Origin of the sequence: Saccharophagus sp. K07, from assembly GCF_014336955.1 — a bacterium.
Classification (GTDB): Bacteria; Pseudomonadota; Gammaproteobacteria; order Pseudomonadales; family Cellvibrionaceae; genus UBA5868.
Window position 1 is genome coordinate 59,114 of record NZ_QRAI01000006.1, and the last position, 17,671, is coordinate 76,784.

The 17,671-nt window shown below is 49.9% G+C and carries 16 protein-coding genes; 4 read left to right on the forward strand and 12 right to left on the reverse strand.

All coding sequences use genetic code 11. The annotated features are described in order from the left end of the window. Window positions 1–188: 188 nt before the first annotated feature. Both DWB84_RS16415 and DWB84_RS16420 read left to right on the forward strand, forming a co-directional pair. Window positions 189–992 (forward strand): CFI-box-CTERM domain-containing protein, encoded by an 804-nt coding sequence (locus DWB84_RS16415; RefSeq protein WP_187410898.1) that lies wholly within the window; start codon window positions 189–191, stop codon window positions 990–992. 247 nt (window positions 993–1,239) lie between these two features. Further along, the gene (locus DWB84_RS16420) at window positions 1,240–1,926 is read left to right on the forward strand and encodes a mobilization protein (RefSeq protein WP_187410899.1); all 687 of its coding nucleotides are present in this window, start codon (window positions 1,240–1,242) and stop codon (window positions 1,924–1,926) included. Between the two features lie 236 nt (window positions 1,927–2,162). On the opposite strand, the gene DWB84_RS16425 is transcribed toward DWB84_RS16420, so the two are convergent. The 12 genes from DWB84_RS16425 to DWB84_RS16480 all read right to left on the reverse strand — a co-directional run bounded on the left by DWB84_RS16425 (window position 2,163) and on the right by DWB84_RS16480 (window position 15,549). Next, complete coding sequence (locus DWB84_RS16425) at window positions 2,163–4,487, reverse strand: hypothetical protein (protein ID WP_187410900.1); 2,325 nt, start codon at window positions 4,485–4,487, stop codon at window positions 2,163–2,165. Window positions 4,488–5,013: 526 nt separating this feature from the next. Beyond that, window positions 5,014–5,709 (reverse strand): hypothetical protein, encoded by a 696-nt coding sequence (locus DWB84_RS16430; RefSeq protein ID WP_187410901.1) that lies wholly within the window; start codon window positions 5,707–5,709, stop codon window positions 5,014–5,016. Window positions 5,710–5,760: 51 nt separating this feature from the next. Beyond that, window positions 5,761–7,017 (reverse strand): PASTA domain-containing protein, encoded by a 1,257-nt coding sequence (locus DWB84_RS16435; protein ID WP_187410902.1) that lies wholly within the window; start codon window positions 7,015–7,017, stop codon window positions 5,761–5,763. Beyond that, window positions 7,014–7,667 (reverse strand): hypothetical protein, encoded by a 654-nt coding sequence (locus DWB84_RS16440; protein WP_187410903.1) that lies wholly within the window; start codon window positions 7,665–7,667, stop codon window positions 7,014–7,016. The genes DWB84_RS16435 and DWB84_RS16440 overlap by 4 nt, the downstream gene beginning before the upstream one ends. Before the next feature lie 2 nt (window positions 7,668–7,669). Next, a complete protein-coding gene (locus tag DWB84_RS16445; protein WP_187410904.1) occupies window positions 7,670–8,611 on the reverse strand; it encodes a hypothetical protein in 942 nt (313 codons plus the stop codon). A 3-nt stretch (window positions 8,612–8,614) separates the two neighbouring features. After that, a complete protein-coding gene (locus DWB84_RS16450; protein WP_187410905.1) occupies window positions 8,615–9,169 on the reverse strand; it encodes a hypothetical protein in 555 nt (184 codons plus the stop codon). A gap of 21 nt (window positions 9,170–9,190) precedes the next feature. Continuing rightward, window positions 9,191–9,934: a hypothetical protein gene (locus tag DWB84_RS16455; protein WP_222868233.1), complete on the reverse strand. Its 744-nt coding sequence runs from the start codon at window positions 9,932–9,934 to the stop codon at window positions 9,191–9,193. A 74-nt stretch (window positions 9,935–10,008) separates the two neighbouring features. After that, complete coding sequence (locus DWB84_RS16460) at window positions 10,009–10,476, reverse strand: hypothetical protein (RefSeq protein ID WP_187410906.1); 468 nt, start codon at window positions 10,474–10,476, stop codon at window positions 10,009–10,011. Then, the gene (locus DWB84_RS16465; protein WP_187410907.1) at window positions 10,476–12,239 is read right to left on the reverse strand and encodes an OmpA family protein; all 1,764 of its coding nucleotides are present in this window, start codon (window positions 12,237–12,239) and stop codon (window positions 10,476–10,478) included. The genes DWB84_RS16460 and DWB84_RS16465 overlap by 1 nt, the downstream gene beginning before the upstream one ends. Before the next feature lie 21 nt (window positions 12,240–12,260). Next, entirely contained in the window at window positions 12,261–12,872 is a 612-nt protein-coding gene (locus tag DWB84_RS16470; protein WP_187410908.1) for a peptidylprolyl isomerase, read from the reverse strand. 9 nt (window positions 12,873–12,881) lie between these two features. Then, window positions 12,882–13,982 carry a pectate lyase gene (locus DWB84_RS16475; RefSeq protein WP_187410909.1) on the reverse strand — a complete coding sequence of 367 codons (1,101 nt, stop codon included), beginning with the start codon at window positions 13,980–13,982 and terminating at the stop codon, window positions 12,882–12,884. Window positions 13,983–14,463: 481 nt separating this feature from the next. Continuing rightward, a complete protein-coding gene (locus tag DWB84_RS16480) occupies window positions 14,464–15,549 on the reverse strand; it encodes a hypothetical protein (RefSeq protein WP_187410910.1) in 1,086 nt (361 codons plus the stop codon). Between the two features lie 82 nt (window positions 15,550–15,631). Here DWB84_RS16480 and DWB84_RS16485 point away from each other — a divergent pair, with 82 nt between their 5' ends. Together DWB84_RS16485 and DWB84_RS16490 are read left to right on the forward strand one after the other, a co-directional pair. Beyond that, on the forward strand, window positions 15,632–16,135 hold the full coding sequence (locus tag DWB84_RS16485) for a hypothetical protein (protein ID WP_187410911.1): 504 nt from the start codon (window positions 15,632–15,634) through the stop codon (window positions 16,133–16,135). 273 nt (window positions 16,136–16,408) lie between these two features. Continuing rightward, window positions 16,409–17,647, forward strand: coding sequence for a PAS domain-containing sensor histidine kinase (locus tag DWB84_RS16490; RefSeq protein WP_187410912.1), 1,239 nt, complete (start codon window positions 16,409–16,411; stop codon window positions 17,645–17,647). Window positions 17,648–17,671 lie beyond the last annotated feature (24 nt).

Consider the following 17,671-nt stretch of genomic DNA (forward strand, 5'->3'; position numbering starts at 1 on the left):
TGAATGAAGTGATAATATCACTTCCAATTAGGTGGCCAAATTCACTATGCCACTACATTTGCTTTCCGTCGTCTGATAGCCCATTTGCTACAATCAATAAAGCATGCACACGAAGTCTGCCTAAGGGCTGTTAGCAGCCTGTCTGGTTGACCGATGAATATAATGTTTGTTGCCGGATGGGAGGCGCGATGACCGATAAGATTATAAAGGGCTTGTTGTTTAGCTCCAGCTTGGGGCTTTCAGCATGTACGGTGAATTCATCTCATTACAGTATGCGCCTGGATGAATGGATAACGGAAGCGACAATAGAAGGTGTGCAGTTTCAATATCGTGCCCTTCCCAAATATGACTACCATTTTATATGGTTAGGCATGCGTGAAATTGATTATGTAAAGCAGCTTGATTATCGCGCGGTCAATAAAAGTGGTGACTACGTTTGTGTTCAGATCGACGTCAACGGTTACTTTCTTTCCAACGATTACTGGAAGCAAAATATTGTTCGCGACCCAACTCTGGTGGCTCCAAATTCAATTAAAGATTTAGGGTTTTATATTTTGCCTCGCGGAGAGACGGAATACGAATGGGAGTCCGAATACAACGCTTTTGAAGCCTATAGGGACGGTGATAAATACACCTGCGAAGAACCAGCCTCCATAGATGATATCGACTGCTATATCACGACAGCCATGTGCCGTGATACGGGTAAACCCGATGATTGTGCAGAATTGCAATCCTTAAGAAAGTATCGCGATGAGGTGATGCTCAATAACCCGGAAGGGCGTCGGTTGGTTGAAGAGTATTATTCAACTGCGCCGAAGATTGTCTCCTTGATCAACCGGGAGCCTAATCATCGCGAGATTTATCAAACCCTGCGGGAAGGTTATATCGCACCCGCTGCTCAGGCTGCGGATGCGGGCAATAACGCCTTGGCGCTTGAGTTATACAAAACCATGGTTGAGGTGCTTTCAGAAAAATATAAGGACCGTATTTAAGCGAAGGGTGGCGAATCATTGCCACCCCCCCGACTGTGGCTAATCCAGGATCCGTGCAAATGTAGCTGTATAGTTTGCGCAAAAGCGAGAAAAAGATGAATTAAAGGCCATTAACGATCAAAGAAGTGCTTTGTATTCATCAGTGCCCCGCAAAAAAGCCCTCTTTTAGGGCGTATCAAATTTTTCGTACTGCATGTGCTAAAGTCCCGCCCACGAACACGTCTCGCTATTCTTCAAGGACACAACAATGGGCAATATTCATTTTATTGGTGGTGAAAAAGGAGGTGTGGGGAAATCCATGACCTCTCGGCTTTTGGCGCAATATTTAATCGATGCAGGAACATCCTTTATCGGGTTGGATTCGGATCAGTCTCACGGTACTTTTTCGCGCTTTTATAGCGAATACGCGTCGCCGTTAGTCGTTGATGACTACGACAGTCTCGATCAATTGGTTTTGCTCGCGCAGGAAAATCCAGATTACGACCTGATTATTGATTTGGCCGCCCAGACATCCGCGCGCCTCGGGAAGTGGATCGAAGAAAGTGATTCCCTCTCATTATTTCAAGAGATTGGTAGCCAGGTCTATTTATGGCATGTATTGGATGATGGTGCAGACTCGGTCAATTTATTAAATGGCATCTTGAATCGGTATCCGCAGGAGTTCATTAAATTTGTGGTGGTGAGCAATTTGGGACGCGGTGAGTGTTTCGATCATTTCGAACAATCCTCTACCTACAAAAAGGCTAAAGACCGCGACGCAACTTTTATGACGTTGACAAAACTGCAACCGCAATTGGCGGCGCGCTTAGATTTCAATAACACCAGTTTTTGGGCCGCGGCCAACAATAGTGACGTCATGAACATTATTGAGCGATCACGCGTGCGCACGTGGCTGAAAAACAATTACCAGCAATTTGATAAGCTGATTGGATAGGCCGGGAAAGGAAATTGGTCTGGGTACACGGCCCGCCCGCAACAGGAAACTGACAGTCGCAAAGCGGCTGCAGCATCATGGATTTAAGCTGCTTCACAACTATCATGTGGTTGATTGATATTTCTGGGTAGGGTGAAAAATATGGCTTGTCAATTTAGAACGAAAATAGCGGCAATTGAATGCATAAAAAAGGCGAAGCCTTGCAGCTTCGCCCTTTGCATTTCTAACACTTAATATTAGTTAGAAGTGGTTTGCGGATACTTGTACTTCACACGCTGCGCGTATTCAACCGTCCAGATAACCGGCTCGACGAATATATTTTTATTCGGACCGATCATCATTGTTTGTTTAATTTCTCCCATGGCAGCGAGGAAGCCTTGGCGGTCATTTTCTATGGTTTCTTTGAAGTAGTCGTTGTCTTTATATAGCTCTTTGACACGATTGACGGTTGCCGTGTCGTTGATCCATTTATCTACACCGTATGGGCCTTTAGGCAGGCGTTGAGGGGTTTTATCCAGCCATAGGCGCAGATCATTATTGGTACGGTTCATACCATCGACGTGACAGCCGATACAAGAGCTGCCCACGTTCAATCTCGGGTCGTTAGCGCGGAATCCGCTTGAGCCGTTGGTGTACGAATAACCCGTCATATTGGCGATATTGTCTGCCGCTCCGGTCAAAATGCGCGGGTCGCGCACTATATTGGTAAAGGCATCGACGCGTCGCTGGTTGAATCCGCCCGTCAAATAATAACCTTGCAAGCCGTTCTCCAGACTGTAGATGATTTCTGACGCAGACTGCATTGCGCCGCCCTGGCCGGTGTAGTGGCGACAAAAACCAAAGCCTTGTACTGCCCCTGGCTGGTTGTCGCACCCAGGCGCATTGCTGCCTGCAAAACCGAATCCGCCGTTGGTGCCGTAGGTTTGGTTCAGGCTTGCAATAAAACTGAATGCAGAATTGTCGTTGGCGACATCCAGCCATTTAACGAATTTGGGTATCGGGTTTGCCCACCAAGGGAAACGAATATCCTGGCCAGTCGGATCGTTATAGACATCAAAAATACTTTTATCGCGGCCGCTGGCTAATTGCCCGGTGAACACATCCCAGGTTTTCCAGTACCAATGGCCATTCGGACGTTTGGCTCGCCAGGAAAGGCGTGAATCAACGGTAATCGCATCGAAGGTAATCAAATAATCATAGGAATCCATGCCTTTGCTGATGTCGACTTGCAGGTTGCGCTCCATTTCATCCGCGTAGAAGGGATTCATCATGATTGCGTTGTAAACATCGGGACGGGATAGGGTGTAAATCAACTGAGCGGTTTCAACCCACTTAAATCCATTGATATCCACATATTCGCCCGCGGCATTGGTTTTTCGCGTGCCTTTAAATCCCGCAATGTTGGGTGAGAGTGTCGAACTATTAACCGCAGCACCCTCTACGTTGCCATGGAGGACGCGCTCCCAAATGCGCAGGGCATGTTCGGGGTCGACCACTGTGCGGTTGGTAAAGTTGTATTTCTGTTGTTGCGTATTACTTGCCAAATTATTACCGCGATAGTCCTTTTTAGTGACGCCTTGTTGGCTAGAAAACGCCATGTCGTCATCAGAACCACCGAAGAACAATTGTTTAACGCCTTGGTTGTAACCCCAGTAATCACGAATATCGAATCTGTAGAGAATTCCTTTGCCGTTCACGTCAACCGGGTGCGCCAGTTTCGGCGCCCAGCGCGCGGTGGAGTTTAAAATTTTCGACAAGCCCACGCGGACAATTTCGAGTTCATCTGCGCTTAGTCCGTCGTTATGCAATTCATGCATTGAGGTGTAGATATGATATTGCCGATCGGCCGCCGGTAATTTGGCTTTGTCATCGGTAATCCACTGTTCTATTTCCGTTTCGCTGATTTTTGTGCTCGCCGGAACGCCGCGCGGAGTTTCCGGCAGCATATGCGCTACTTTGTCTTTCCACTGATTAAGTGCCGCGAGCATTTGTGTGGCTGCCGTAGCGCAACTGGTGCCTGGGCAATTGTGCCGGTCGATCTTCATGCGCACATAGAATTTAGAGCGCTCCAGATTTTTGAAATCGACACGTGTCAGCGCATATTGGTGAGCAAGATCGACATCATTATCGGAATGCATAGGCGCTTGATTGCCGCCATATTCTTCGCCGACCGCCGAGTTGTGGCAGCGTTGGCAACCGCTTTGGCGCAGGAATGAATAAAGAGTGGTTTCAAATGCGGCTTTGGAAACCTCCATGTCATAACCGAGGCCTTCTACATCAAGAACCGCCGCCTCGTAATTAACGCCACCTTTTCCATTAGGCAGTATTGAATAACCCATCGGGAAGCCGGGATTGTTTTGACTGTTGCTGCCGGATGATGAGCTGGATGAACTAGAGCTTGAAGAGCTGGAACTGGATGTTGAGCTTGAGTTGGATGAGCTTGACGAACTGCTGGAGGATGAGGAGCTGGAGCTTGGTTCTGTGGGCTCGCTGCTTCCACAAGCCGTTAAGCCAAGCGCCAGCAACATCACTCCTCCAATGAGGAATGGCCGCTTTTTCATTTCGATTGTCATGGTTAATTGCCCTATTGGTTATTGCATCTTTTTGTATTAGTGCACCCACGGAGACCACTGCACACGATGCCCCCGCTTTTAGCTGTAAATAGTTGTGGTTATAAAAAAATACAGCTATGCCACATCACACCCTACACGGGCTTATAAGAACAACAGGTGAGAAGGCTCACTTTATTTATGGTACTTAGATCAAGTTTTGCGGGCGCAGAGAAAAATTTGTTAGCGAATCGTTTACAAAAGAAAAGAACAAAAAGACTTTTTCTAAATTATATGAAATTAATTTAATCATATAAATTTAAAAAATATGATAATTTTAAGATTATTTATCATATATACGATATTACAATAATCGTTTTGAAGACTATTTTTAAATGAATTTTTGCGAAATATTTTTGTGTTGATGAGATTAAAGAATCTCTGCTTCGTTGGGGAAAAGAAAAATAAAAACAGCGGCTTCGGAAAGAATACGGATGAAATTGAAGCGCTAGAGCCGCAAAGACTCTAGCTTGAAAAACTACACCACCAAAGTAACAGATTCACCGCGGCGAATAATGGTGGGTCGGGCAGGATTAATAGGGGGAGTTTGGCTTTGGATAATGGCAGAATCATCCAGCTCTGTTACTTCCTTCCCTTCAGCATCGACAAATATTGCCTCCAATTCCAATGCGGCTAAACGCTGTTGTGCAGCGGCTGCTGTGGCACCAGTCAAATCCGGCAAAATACGCAGTTCGTCGACACCTTGAGGCGAGGGAACCGGGACGATTTTAAAGGTCAGTTTTGCGCTGATATCCGCTTGGTATCCATAACGATTGGAGTAACCCGCATCCACTGGTGTTGCGTACAACTTAGTTTTTAATGCGGGCGTATTCAGTCCCAAGCGGGACAAACTGGCTTTTACCGTGGGGAGCGCATTGGCGGGAGTTTGGGTATTGTTTGCAGGCGTAGCGGAAAGCTGGTTGTTGCCTAGGCGCATGGCAATGCGCACTTCGCCGGTGGTTTCCGGCAGGGTGTAGAAGGTTGGGCTATAGCCGATTTCCCGTAGCATTTGCAGAGCTTCGGTGCCGCCTTCGGAATAAATTTCCAAGGTTTTAGTCAAAGATCCTTCATCCAATGCTTGTTGTGCATCTGCCACACCTTGTCCCACCGCAGCGATTATGTCCCCAAGTGGGGAGGCCACAACGTCTTTAATTAAATTCGAAATTTCACTCATAGATTTATCCGTTCATGTGAGCGCACAAAATGCGTTCAAAAATATGTATGGTTATTCCACTGCAAATACCACGTAGACAGGTTCGCTGTGTTTGATTTGGGTCCCGGCCGCTGGCGATTGTGTGATGGCTTGACCAATCACGTATTGGCTATTGGCGCCTACGGGTCGATTGACCATTTCCATTTTTAGCCCGACCGATTTGAGCAAGCGGCGCGCGACTGATTCCGTAAAGCCGGTCACGTCAGGAACTGTGCTGGTGGGCTCTTGTGCGACAGGTTTTTGTGTGGTGACTAAATCCATTTTGACCAGCGAGGCATTGGCGATACCTTCTTTCAATTCCGCCATTTTCAGCAAATTAATCGCTTGGCCATCCGGGCTGAGCGTGCCGCGCAGTTCGACTTGAATATTTTGAATTTGATAAGGCTGTTGTTCGGAACGCAGTTGTTGATTGGCGGCGGCTACCTGTGCACCGATATTGGCGGCGATATTTTGAATTGGGCTTAGGCGCTGGCTCTCTGCAACAAACTGTTCGTTTTCCTGCTTGAGTTTGGCTTCAGCCTGTTGCGCGCGCTCCAAGGCGGCTTTTAATGACTGCGTTTCCAATTTGAGATTCTGTGTCTCAGCTTTAATGGTGCTCAATTCGCGGTCTTTGGCGCTGATCTGCAGCTGCAGATCTGTCTCCAAGGCTTTGAAGCGAATAAGCTCAGCGTTAAAAACGTCTGCCGAAATACTCAATGCCGGTTGGGTGGCAGTGGTAGCTTGTGCGATGGTTTGATTGGTGGCCTGTGCGATTGTTTGAGTATTTACAGGCTGTTTTACTTGTGTGGCTGCTATAGCGGCATCCACCGTTGAGATATTGCGCGTGGTAATGGAAGGCGCTGCGGTGCTGGCCAAGGTGCGCATTAAAACAGCTGTGGTGATATTCGGTCGCTTGCTTTGTCCAGAGAGAATGAGCGGCATACTGGATGTTTGCACAGACGTAAAACTGTAGGCGGTGTCATCCAATTGTTCTACGTGACCGAAATCGCAGATTAACGCTTGATTGCGCGCGTCGTAGCTTAATTGCACATGTTGGGCGAGAACGCGGGTTTCTTTGACGTCTTCGCACAAACGCAAATTGGGTGCGAGTGTATCGTTGTTGGCGAGTGCGATTTTTAGGGAGAGATTGCCCTGTGCATCGGTGGCGCCACTGGCCAAGGCCGTCCAGCTATTGGAAGCCAATTGAAAATATTCCACTCGAACTTTGGCATTGGCCAAAGGTTTTCCTTCATCAGTGAACAGAAGCGCAAAAACTTGCAGAGATTTCATGCGGCGCTACCTGCTGTAACGGAAAGGTTGACGTGATATTGCCCATATTCTGCGCTGATCACGACAGTGGCGGCCGCTGGCAACTGGGCGTTGATTTGTAATTTGGTGGAAGCCAAACCTTGCTCATCTGTAATTAATAATGCCTGTTCCAGTGTGCTGTCGCGTAAGCTGGCAATGGAAATTCCCTGCGCAGCGGAAAGCTGAATAGACGCTGCTTCATTGAGATTGAGTTCCACAGGTACGCCAACCAAAGGTTCCCCCGCTGTATTGATCAATTGAACCTGTATGGTATGGCTGCGCGCGCTCAGGCGTGTGTTGCTCAGGCGTAATACCGGCATGGGCAAGCCTTCGCCGGGAGGAATGGCAACGAAGCGCCCGGATAAAGTGCTGGAAATTTCCTGTGTAGAGTTTTTTTGTTTATTGGCAGTGGGCAGAATGCGCAATAAACGCGTTCCGGATTCAGTCACTGAGTTTTCCATATCCACCTGCAGCTGGAAATCCAGATAAGGCAAATGGTAGGTCGGCATAGGGCGGCCAAATGCGTCTAAGGCCGGCATTTGGCTCAGCGCTTCCTGAGCCTCGCGCACGCCATTGGCAATGGCAGTGAGTAGCTCGGCAAGGGAGTCAGCAACAAACTGCGTGTCGCTCATTCTTAATGGTCCTCATGATTTTTTTTACGGTTCAGGGCGCGGTCGCGCCGCGCCTGATCGCGTTGTTCTTGTCGTTGTTGTTCGCGTCTTTGGTTTAATGCGCGTTCGCGACTGCGCATCATGCGTTCGAATAAATCGCCGGAACCGCCGGTTTCGCTGTTCAGGCGCTGGCGGGATCGTTCTACATAACCCCCAAAACGATCCATCGCGCCGCGAATGTCGTTGTCGCGCCGCTGCCAAAATTCATCAATTTTTTTCACGCTCTGCTGAGGTGTATTCAGCACAGCGTTAGCGCGGCTAAGGTAATTGTCCGCGGCCATTAATTTATCTGCGCCTAATTTGCGCAGTTCTTCGCGCTCTTCGTGCAAGCCTTCGTTTGCCAATTGCTGATCCAGATCGCGAAATTGCCGCGCAGCGTCCTGAGTTTGACGACTCAGGTTTCGTAAAGGTTGAGCTGCGCGTTCCACCGGCGCTAAACGATCGCGCGCTTGCTCGCGCAATTGTTGACGCTGACGATCGCGCGCATCGAGCCAATCGGTCACAGGTTGCTGAAAATCGCGTAAGCCGGTGCGCAAAGCTGGTGTTGCTGCAGCGGGGCCAATAATGTCATAGCTTGGCGCAGTTGCCGTGGCTTGTTGTTGACGTTCTCGCCGTGCTTCCCACTGACGCAATTCCGCCTGACGTTGTGCGAAAGTTGGAACTTGAAAACGTGCAGCATCGCGGAGATCACCGCCAGTGCCACCGGAAATCAAACTGCGCATTCTGTTTTCCAATTGCTGCCGTTGTTGCAGCAATTGATTTAATTGGGGAGATAAAAGCGAATTGTTGGCTACATCCGTTTGTGTTGGCGCAATAGGATTCCCAGCATTTTGCGCCTGCGGTGAAACGCCCGCGCCCGTTGATCCAGGGCGGGCGACTCGATCACGCCAGGAATTGCCGGGCACCGTTTATGCCTCTTTTGCGCTGGCCGCGATCATGGCGCGAATGCGTTCCTCCAGCAATGCAGGCGCTGGTACCGGCACGAGCTTGGTGCGCATCAGCGAGCTGCCTTCTGCGGAGTACTGGTATTTAGACGCATAGCTCGCGCTGACCGTGGAAACGCGCATGGAGGCAGAGGCGGAGAAAAATCCCACGCTGCCTTTTACATTCGCATTAACCGTGGTACTCGAACGATTGAAATTCGTCTCGCGCGACATGGAAATCGAAATTTTGATTTCAATCAGCGTGTCGACGAACTGGTAAAAATTGGGCGTAAAACCCAATTCCAGCAAACTGTATTGTTTGCCGTCACCGAGGGGTACCAGCATATTGCGCTCGGGCGTGGCCGGAGAAGCGGGTAGGGACCCGTCCTCCGGTTCCGGGTCTGGAGCGTAGCCCGCCATCATGCGGGCAATTTTCATTGACACCAGATCCAGTTCGTATTGAGCTTCCGCAATGCTGACCCCGAGAGTTTTGATCATCTCGGGGAAAGGTGCATTAAGCAGTTCTGTGCCTATGGACATATAAGTGTCTCCGCCGAGGCGTTATGGAGTTGCCAGACGTCTATCCAAATCGGCCTGACGGCGTTTTGCTTCGTTCTCCATCAAATCGCGAATGCGTTGTTCCAGCATGGGCGGTGGTGGCACCGTGCTGAGTTTGGTGCGCAGCAGGCTCGCGCCTTCGGCTGAGTAGGAATATTTGGACGCGTAAGTCGCGTCCACTTGCGAGGTGCTGACCTGTGATGCTGTGCCCGAGCGTGTATTGATCCCGAACAGGCGTTTACTCAAATTAAAACCGCTGCTTTTGCTGTTGCTGGTATTGGTTTGTGAGGTTTTGCTGGTGCGGGAATATTCGCTGGTGCGGGTAATTTTGATGGCGATTTTGACTTCAATAATGGTGTCGACAAATTGATAAAACACCGGCGTAAAACCGAGTTCCATCATGGAAACGCGAGTGGGAACGCGAATGGTATCGGATTCTTGTTTGCCGCTGGAAATTTTACTCAATACATCGTGCAATTTAATGGAATCACCACCGGTCAAGGCGTCGTCTACTGCAGCGTAGGCCTGAGCTTCTTTTACGGTCATATATTCATAACCAAAAAATACCCGGCTGTCGTCGAAGCTGACATTGCCTTCTTCGTCAAATACAGTGGTGAGACCGCCCATCATTTCCGCAACATTAATGGAGTTCTCGTCCAATTTGTATTGCGCTTCGGCGATGGCGAATGCCATCTGCCGGATCATATCCCCCATGGGAACATTTAACAGTTCCTGACCGATTGCCATAGAAAATTCCTCATTTAATTATTTTGGACTGGCGATGAATCGCTATGCCGATTTTTATGAAATAAAAAATGAAACTACGAAATAGGTTTCTCATATTGCCGCTTGATCAATTGCGTAAATACGTCCGGCGCTGGTAGCGACACCAAACGCGCCGCGATAGAACTCGCACCTTCTGTCGAGACAGAAAATTTGCGTGCGTAGGAAACATCGATGGAGGCCGCCGCCATAAAAACTCCGTAATTGACGCCCGCTTGCACGCCGACTGCCACAGAGGTTTCCGTGGATTCGGTCATGGTGAAGCTCAATTTGGCTTCCACGGTCGCTTCGGAAAACGAATAAAAGCTAGGCATAAAGCCCAGGCTTAACAGGTTGTAAGTTTCATCACCAATTTTTACTTCAGTGGCAGCCATGGTTTTGGCCAGTTCCACCGAATTGGTGTCCAAAGCGAATTGCGCCTGAGCAATGGCGAGGCCGAGTTTTTCAATGATCTGCGGCAGCGGCGCTGTTACCAGCGCTCTTGTTACCGCAACGGATTCGGCCATTATTCACCTTCCTTATTGAGGAATTCGCGAATGGTTTCCAAAAATTGCGGTGGCGCTGGGATGGATACCAAGCGCGCCGAAATCGAGGAGTTGCCGGTGACATTCATTTCGAATTGCCGCGCGTAACGCACATCCAGTGATGCGCCGACAGCAACTGCACGATTGCCGGAATTTTGCCGCGTCAAACTGGAGCTGCGCGTGCGGGAAAATTGCGTAGTTACCGTAACACCGGATGTGCCGGACAGACTGATGTCGCGATTACTGCTGGTAACCAATGTCAATTGGAACTCGTCGCCTTTGCGATTAACCGTTACGACGTTAGCGCTCGCCGATGCTTGTAAATCAGCAGAGGCGTGACCGTTGATATCGTCGGCCAGATTTTTTGCGTAGGCTTCGGGAGAGTTGGCCGCAAAGGAACCCGCAGCAGTACCGCGGAATGGGAAATTAGTGCCTTCGATAGTGACGGATTTGCCGGACAGATTTAACGGTGACGGACGGAATAAATGGATAAAGCCGTTCTCATTGCCGGTATCACCGCGTTTGTCGGGGGTAACGCCATTTAAATTTGGGCCGCCCGCACGTGCGTGCACGAAAACCCAATGCGCGGTGCGACCCGGAGTCGTAATGTCCACTTTGCGGAAGTTTGGATTGTCGCGACCTCGTGTATCGCCGTTATCTGCGGCTGCTCTATCACCGCGAGAAGGGCGCACTGTAATTAAATTACTTGGCGCTCCATTGGCAATCAAAATGGAACGCACTTCGTTAGCGCGGTTGTTTCCCAATTGAGCGTTGAGTGCATCTGAATTGGACGCATACACCTGGCGATCGGCAAAACCCTCGATTTCAACTGCAAAATTCAACTCGCGCATTGCTTGCGCGAGGTTTCGCAATGATTCATAAGAGTTGGGATTGACGTCGTGTCTGCCGGTTTCAAAAAGTAGCTGCAAGACCGGGGCATTTGGCGCTATGTGGCGAGTGTTATATCCCTGTGCGGCGACAGTACTGGCAACATGAGCAGCATAAGCTGCAAGGTCCGCTTGAGCGGTAGTGCTCGCACTGGTTGCTGGCGAGTCGTCCAGGGTGTAATCGGTCGCTTCATTTTTGCCAACCCGAATAATTCCGCGGTCATGCCCGCCGCTAAGGAAAGCAACCGTGCGTGGAGTCGTTTTGACTTCGCTGTCAGATGCATCGGTTTGTATATCCAAATCGGAACCTTGCAATTGATACAGCACGCGATCGATGCCTGTGCCATCGGTTGTGGTCAAGGCATTTTGCAAATTGCGAATTCGTTCGGCAGGAGACGAGCCGGTCAACGCAAAATTGCGTCCGCCAACCACCAGTGCACCATTGGATGCTGTGGTAATTCGGACATTGGCTTCGCGAGTTTCTGTGGTAGTGCTGGAACCACTTTCGCTACTGGATTCGCTTTCGCTGCTATCGCTGGAGTTGTTGCTGTTATCGCTATAAGAGCCGTTGAGATTGAGACCTAGGCTCGTGTCTTTTTGGACACGCAGGCTCAATTGCAGGGAGCAGGTAATATCCGCGTGTTGGTAGTGATAAAACGCTGGAGAGAGGCCGAGGTCGAGTAGGGTTCTGCCGCCGAGGCCTTCGCGCGGTTCGATAAATTCTGCAATTTGCTGCACGGAATTTTCGTCCAGTGCGCGCTGTGCTTCGGCGATACCGAGCCCGAGGCTTTTAATGAACTCCGCTACGCTGGCGTCCGCCAAAACCTGTCCAGGAGTCAAACCGTCGTAATCTGCCATTCTGGCCTCCAATTAAACGAGTTAAATACCCAGTACTGGCGCGGCGCCAGTATTGGGCAGCTTGATGGATTCCAAGGAGCGCGCTTGGGCTTGATCAACCTGCTCCGGGCGCACTACAAAATATTTATGTTTTTTCTGTAAGGCCAGCAGGCGCGATTTATCCACGGAGAGTCCACGTTGTAGCCAGTGCAATAATTCTTCGGCCAGCGGCAATATACCTTTGCCGGCACATTCAATTGCAGCGCGCAATTTTTCCAGGGCCAGGTCTCTATCGCCGGATTTCAAAGCGTTGATGCCCCAGCGCTCCAATACAGAACCGCGATCCTTTTTGTGCAGCTGAAGATCACTGTTTAACGATTGGTGATGGGCATCGGCGTTTTGGCAAAAATCCATTACTTCGCGATAGGAATCTGTCAGCTCCAGGCTTTCCAATACGCACTGGGTGTAATGGCGAAAAAATACTTCCGGCGCTTTGCAAGAAACCGCCATGCGAATGGCTTCGCGATAATGACGCAAGGCTTCGTCATGACGGCCTTTCAACGCCATGACTTTGCCGTACTCGGCGATGCTGAAATGCATCTCATGGATTTTTCGTTGACGAGCGTTAGCCGCTGAGTCAGTCGACTCCTGCATAGTTATTCCTTAGTGTTTGAGAAGTTCCACAGAGGCGCCAGCGCGTTCCAATGCATCGCGAATAACGCGCGCCTGAATTTCGGGATAGGCGTTGGGCAGAATTTCCGGAGCACGCCTGAAAGTGTGTGGAATTCCAAACGCATTCAAAACGGCATTGACTGCAGCGGTTTGCGCGCAAGCCGTGATCTTTAATCCAAGAGCTTGAAAAGTAATTAATTCGGCCGCGACGGTTAATTGTGCTTGTGCAAGGGCTTCGAGAATGCACGGAACTTCGCGGCTTGGAATGCTTTCCAGCAGAGTAACAGGCGCGCTGGCGACGACTTCATCAGCTATGTCCTGCGGGATTTCGACAATGTCTTCCAATACGCGACGTTGTTCGTTGCTCAGAGGGGCATTGGGTGCCTGCTGCAAAACCACATCAAAACGCAAAAAATCCTGCTGAATAATTCGCAGTGCGCCATTGGTTTTATGGCGTTGCCAGATGGGATCGATCGCGCTGCGTTCGACACCAGTTGCAATCAAACCGCTATTAGCACTCAGTGGAATTCCCGCTGCTGTTAAATCTTCCAGAAGACGTTTTTGCACAATCGTTGGGCATTCACCGAGAAAAACATCGTAGCGGGCATCGGCTTGCGGGGCGGCGATCATATCGACGGTATCGCCCATAAATTCCCTAAAGGCATTCACGGTTGCTTCACTAACCGAACCGAGTGCCATGCCCGGTGGTTGGAGCAACATTTTGCTGGCTTCTTCTTCGCTCATGCCAATAAATTTGGAAAGCTTGCGCGTGGCTTCCGGCAGTTGGCTGGCATCTTTTAAATAGAGCGCAACGTCGAACAGTTCGTTGTTTTTTGGAATGGCGCTGGTGTCGTCAATAACGGTTACTTCGTAACCAATATCGGTCAGCAGGCGGGAGAGCTGTTCTGCGATTTTTTGTTCAACTTTATCCACCAGCACGGCTGGTGCGCGATACAGGCAGTTGATGACTTCTGCGGCGCTGATGCCCAGTCCTTTTGCCACGGCGGCTGCCGATGTCAACGTGGCGGTACCTACGGACTGAATCAATACGCCATGAGTCCCCGACGGGGTAAGAGAGTCGGAATTTTGCACGTGTTCCCTCTTTATTAGATTTATTGATAAGGGTTTCTGCTTGGTTTGTCCAATATTTCGGCTAACACATTTAAATTGTTGCTGTAAAGATTCACAAGTGAATGAGTTGTTGATATGTATTTGTTAGCGCGACGCAGCGGAGTATATGCGTTCTCCGTTTTTCTCACAAGACTCGCTTTTGAGGACGGTTCAGAATGGTGATGGGGAGGAGGTGTCGTTGTAATGGTCATTATGTTTGTTTAACAGTTTAAATATTCTTTTGAAGATATTTGTTTAGTTGTCGTGAGGTGAAATGTCAAGGCAGATGCAGGAATTGTCGCTGAAGGTTTTTGAGAGTATTGCAAACTCACGACGCTGTGTGAGGCGGCGTCTCGAAAAATTTGCTGAGAAAAAGATTGATGCGCTGGTCGATGTCGGAAATTCCACGCAAAAAATAAGGGCGGCCTGATGCCGCCCTTATGCCAATTATATTGGTCCATCTTTATGGCGAAATGTCCTCCCGCTCCCCACTAAATCCAATATTTTGAAACTCCACTTGTCCATTGGAGCCTGTGAGTATGGCGCGAATGTAGCGTACATTGTCGACGTCTACGGCAAAATCCTCCGCCAGAATATCTTCAAAACCGATTTGAGGTTCGACGCTGATTTGCGATATCAGGGTTTCGGATGAGTCGTAAAAGAGGAATTGAATAGCGTCCACATCGTAATTTTCTTCGTTGAAGTTCCAGAAATGAATCGCGTTCAGCTCGTAATCCGCTTGCAGATCGAAATAAAAGATTGTCTCTCCTTCTGCCCAAACGTGGCTGGATGTGGTGTGACGGTCAAACACCGTGGGTGAAGCCGCGTCGATTACGCTCGCAAGCGAGCTTTCTTTTAAGGCATCGGGTTGTTCCAGGGTGACGGTAATTTCCGGAGCTTTCAGGTATACCGAGTCGTTATCGCAATCGTCGAAAACACCGTTGTTATCGATGTCCACCGGTTCTTCGGTATCAATATCGTATTTTTCGCTCAGATAATTCCACACTGAATTGTATTCAGTTGTCGTCAGCGTTCTGTTGTATACGAGCAATTCCGCAATATCTCCGGCGAAGGATTCACTGCCGTCGTGAGTGCCGCCAATATAGGTGGTGCCTAGATCCAGCGGTGCGGGGGTGGTCGTGTCCGTCGTCAGAGTGCAGCCTGTGCGGATGGAGCTGCCGGAGGCTGTGACATTTACACCGAGGATTTGCGGCCCTTGTTGTTTGACATTTTCTGGTGAAAGCAACCACGTGCCACTGCTGATGGAGCGCGCTTTAACAAAGGGTTTGCTGGCGGCAAGTCCGACTGCAAAACCTGTTTTGGTGAACTCGCCAGCAGTTTCCGCTCCGGTTCCGAATAAATGCCCCTGGTGATCATTGGAGCGGTAGACAGCAAATACCGAGAGCGGGATGGATGCGCTGGAGAACAGGTCTTCCGCCAAAACCAGTCGATCATCAATACCATCGAATCGCAGTGCGGGGCGATTGTCGATGGCGTTCGCTACCAGGAGTGGTTGTTTGGCTGGATCGGCTTGGGTCGCTGAGCCCAACTCGCTTGACCAAGCGCCGATTGGGCCAGAGCCGCTCAGTTGATCTGCTGCGAGCGCCAGTACAAGTCCTTCAGTTACAGGAATGCCACTCGAAGAACTGCTTGAGCTGGATGAGCTGCTCGAACTGGAAGATGACGAACTCGAGCTTGAAGACGAACTGCTGGATGAAGATGAGCTGCTACTGGATGACGAGCTTGAGCTGGATGAACTGCTAGAACTCGACGATGAGCTACTGGAAATAATGATCCCAGAAGAAGAGCTGCTGGAGGACGAAGAACTGGAGCTGTTGGAAGACGAAGAACTGGAGCTGCTTGAACTGCTGGACGAAGTTGATGAAGTGGATGAACTCGCTCCTGATGAACTCGATGACGCACTGGAGATTCCGGATGACGACGAACTACTGCTCGATGAACTGGCTGGTGGCTGTGGAGGAGGGGAGGAGTTTGAACTGTTGCTGCTGGAGTCGCACGCCTGTAACAACAAGGTTAAGCAAACCAATCCAACGCTTAACAAGGGTGGGCGTTGGAGCAAGGAATTTTTCTTCTGCATTTTGAGCCTCGGTCGACGTCAGTTAATAAATGAATAACTGGAAAACCACCACTGGAATCGAGACGGAACGCGCGGTCAGGCGTTTCGGTGGCAGACCATCATAGAAAACTCATTGCCGGTGAATCGTGGGATAACTGACATAAGAGAAGGTATTTGTGAGTCGGCACGGAGAAAAAAGCCAAATCTTTGACTTTTATTTTTATTGGGTATTTATCTTTTTGATTTGTAAGGGATTTATTTTGTGGCACCGCGCTTGCATTTGGGCTCTGTTGAATAGACAACACTGACGGATTTTCGCCAGGAGATGTTCATGTCCAAGGCTGTGCCTTTTATTGACGCCGAAAATGCCAGAGTGCCCGAACCCGTTTTAGCGCCTACACCCTCTGAAACAGAAGTGCGCAATCTCGATGGGGCGATGGACTTTTTTCAGCGCACGTCGCGCCAGTTATCCAATGCCTATTTGTTGTTGGAAGGTAAGGTCGCGCAGCTGACTCGCGAGTTGAATGAAGTGTCCGCGCAAAAAGACGAAGAGCTGGAAAAGAAAAACCGCTTGGCCAGCCGGATGCAGGCAATGCTGGATTTTTTACCCGGTGGCGTGATTGTGCTGGATGCACGCGGAATTATTGTGCAAAGCAATCCCGCTGCGCGGACGCTGCTCAATCACAGGCTTGACGGTGAACTTTGGCGCAGAGTGATTTCCGTTTGTTTTGTGCCCAGTCGCGACGACGACTTGGACTTGTGCACAGTCAGCGGCCGCTGGGTCAGTCTGGCAACGGCGTCCCTCGATGAAGAGGGGCAGATTATTTTGTTGACCGACCAGACGGAAACCCGCCGTTTGCAACAGCAGGCCAATCGTCATCAGCGCTTGTCGGCGATGGGCAAAATGGTTTCAGCGCTGGCGCATCAGATTCGCACGCCGCTGTCGGCAGCCATTCTCTATGCCAATCATTTATGTGCGGATTCTATTTCTGAAGAGCGGCGCAAAGTCTTCGCCGGAAAATTATTGGGCCGTTTGAATCATATGGCCGAACAAGTCAAAGACATGCTGTTGTTCGTGCGCAATGAATTACCGCTCAACGATGTGATTTCTCTGCAGGATCTCGAAGCCGGTCTGCGTGCCGCGACGGAAGTGCCTTTGGCTTCGGGGAAAAATCGCTGCATTTGGCAGAACGCCGTGCCGCAAGAGTTTTTGCGCTGCAATCGCGAAGCTTTGATCGGCGCTTTGTTGAATCTGGTCAACAACGCGATTGAAGCCAATCCGCAAGGTGTGAAATTAAAAATCTCGTTCTGTCGCACTGCCTTGAAAGGTGAGTCCGCCGTTGCCATAGCGGTTGCGGACAACGGCCCTGGAATGTCACCGGAGCAACTCAGCGCGGCGCAGGAAGTGTTTTACACCACCAAGCCACAAGGCACGGGCCTGGGTTTGGCGGTGGTGAAATCCGTCACCCTGGCACACGGCGGAGAATTCCGTTTGCAATCCCGCGCAGGTGAGGGCACCTGCGGAATTTTGACGATTCCTTTAGTGGAATCCTACGAAACCGCACATTGATTTTGGCGCACCTGCGCAAAGCGC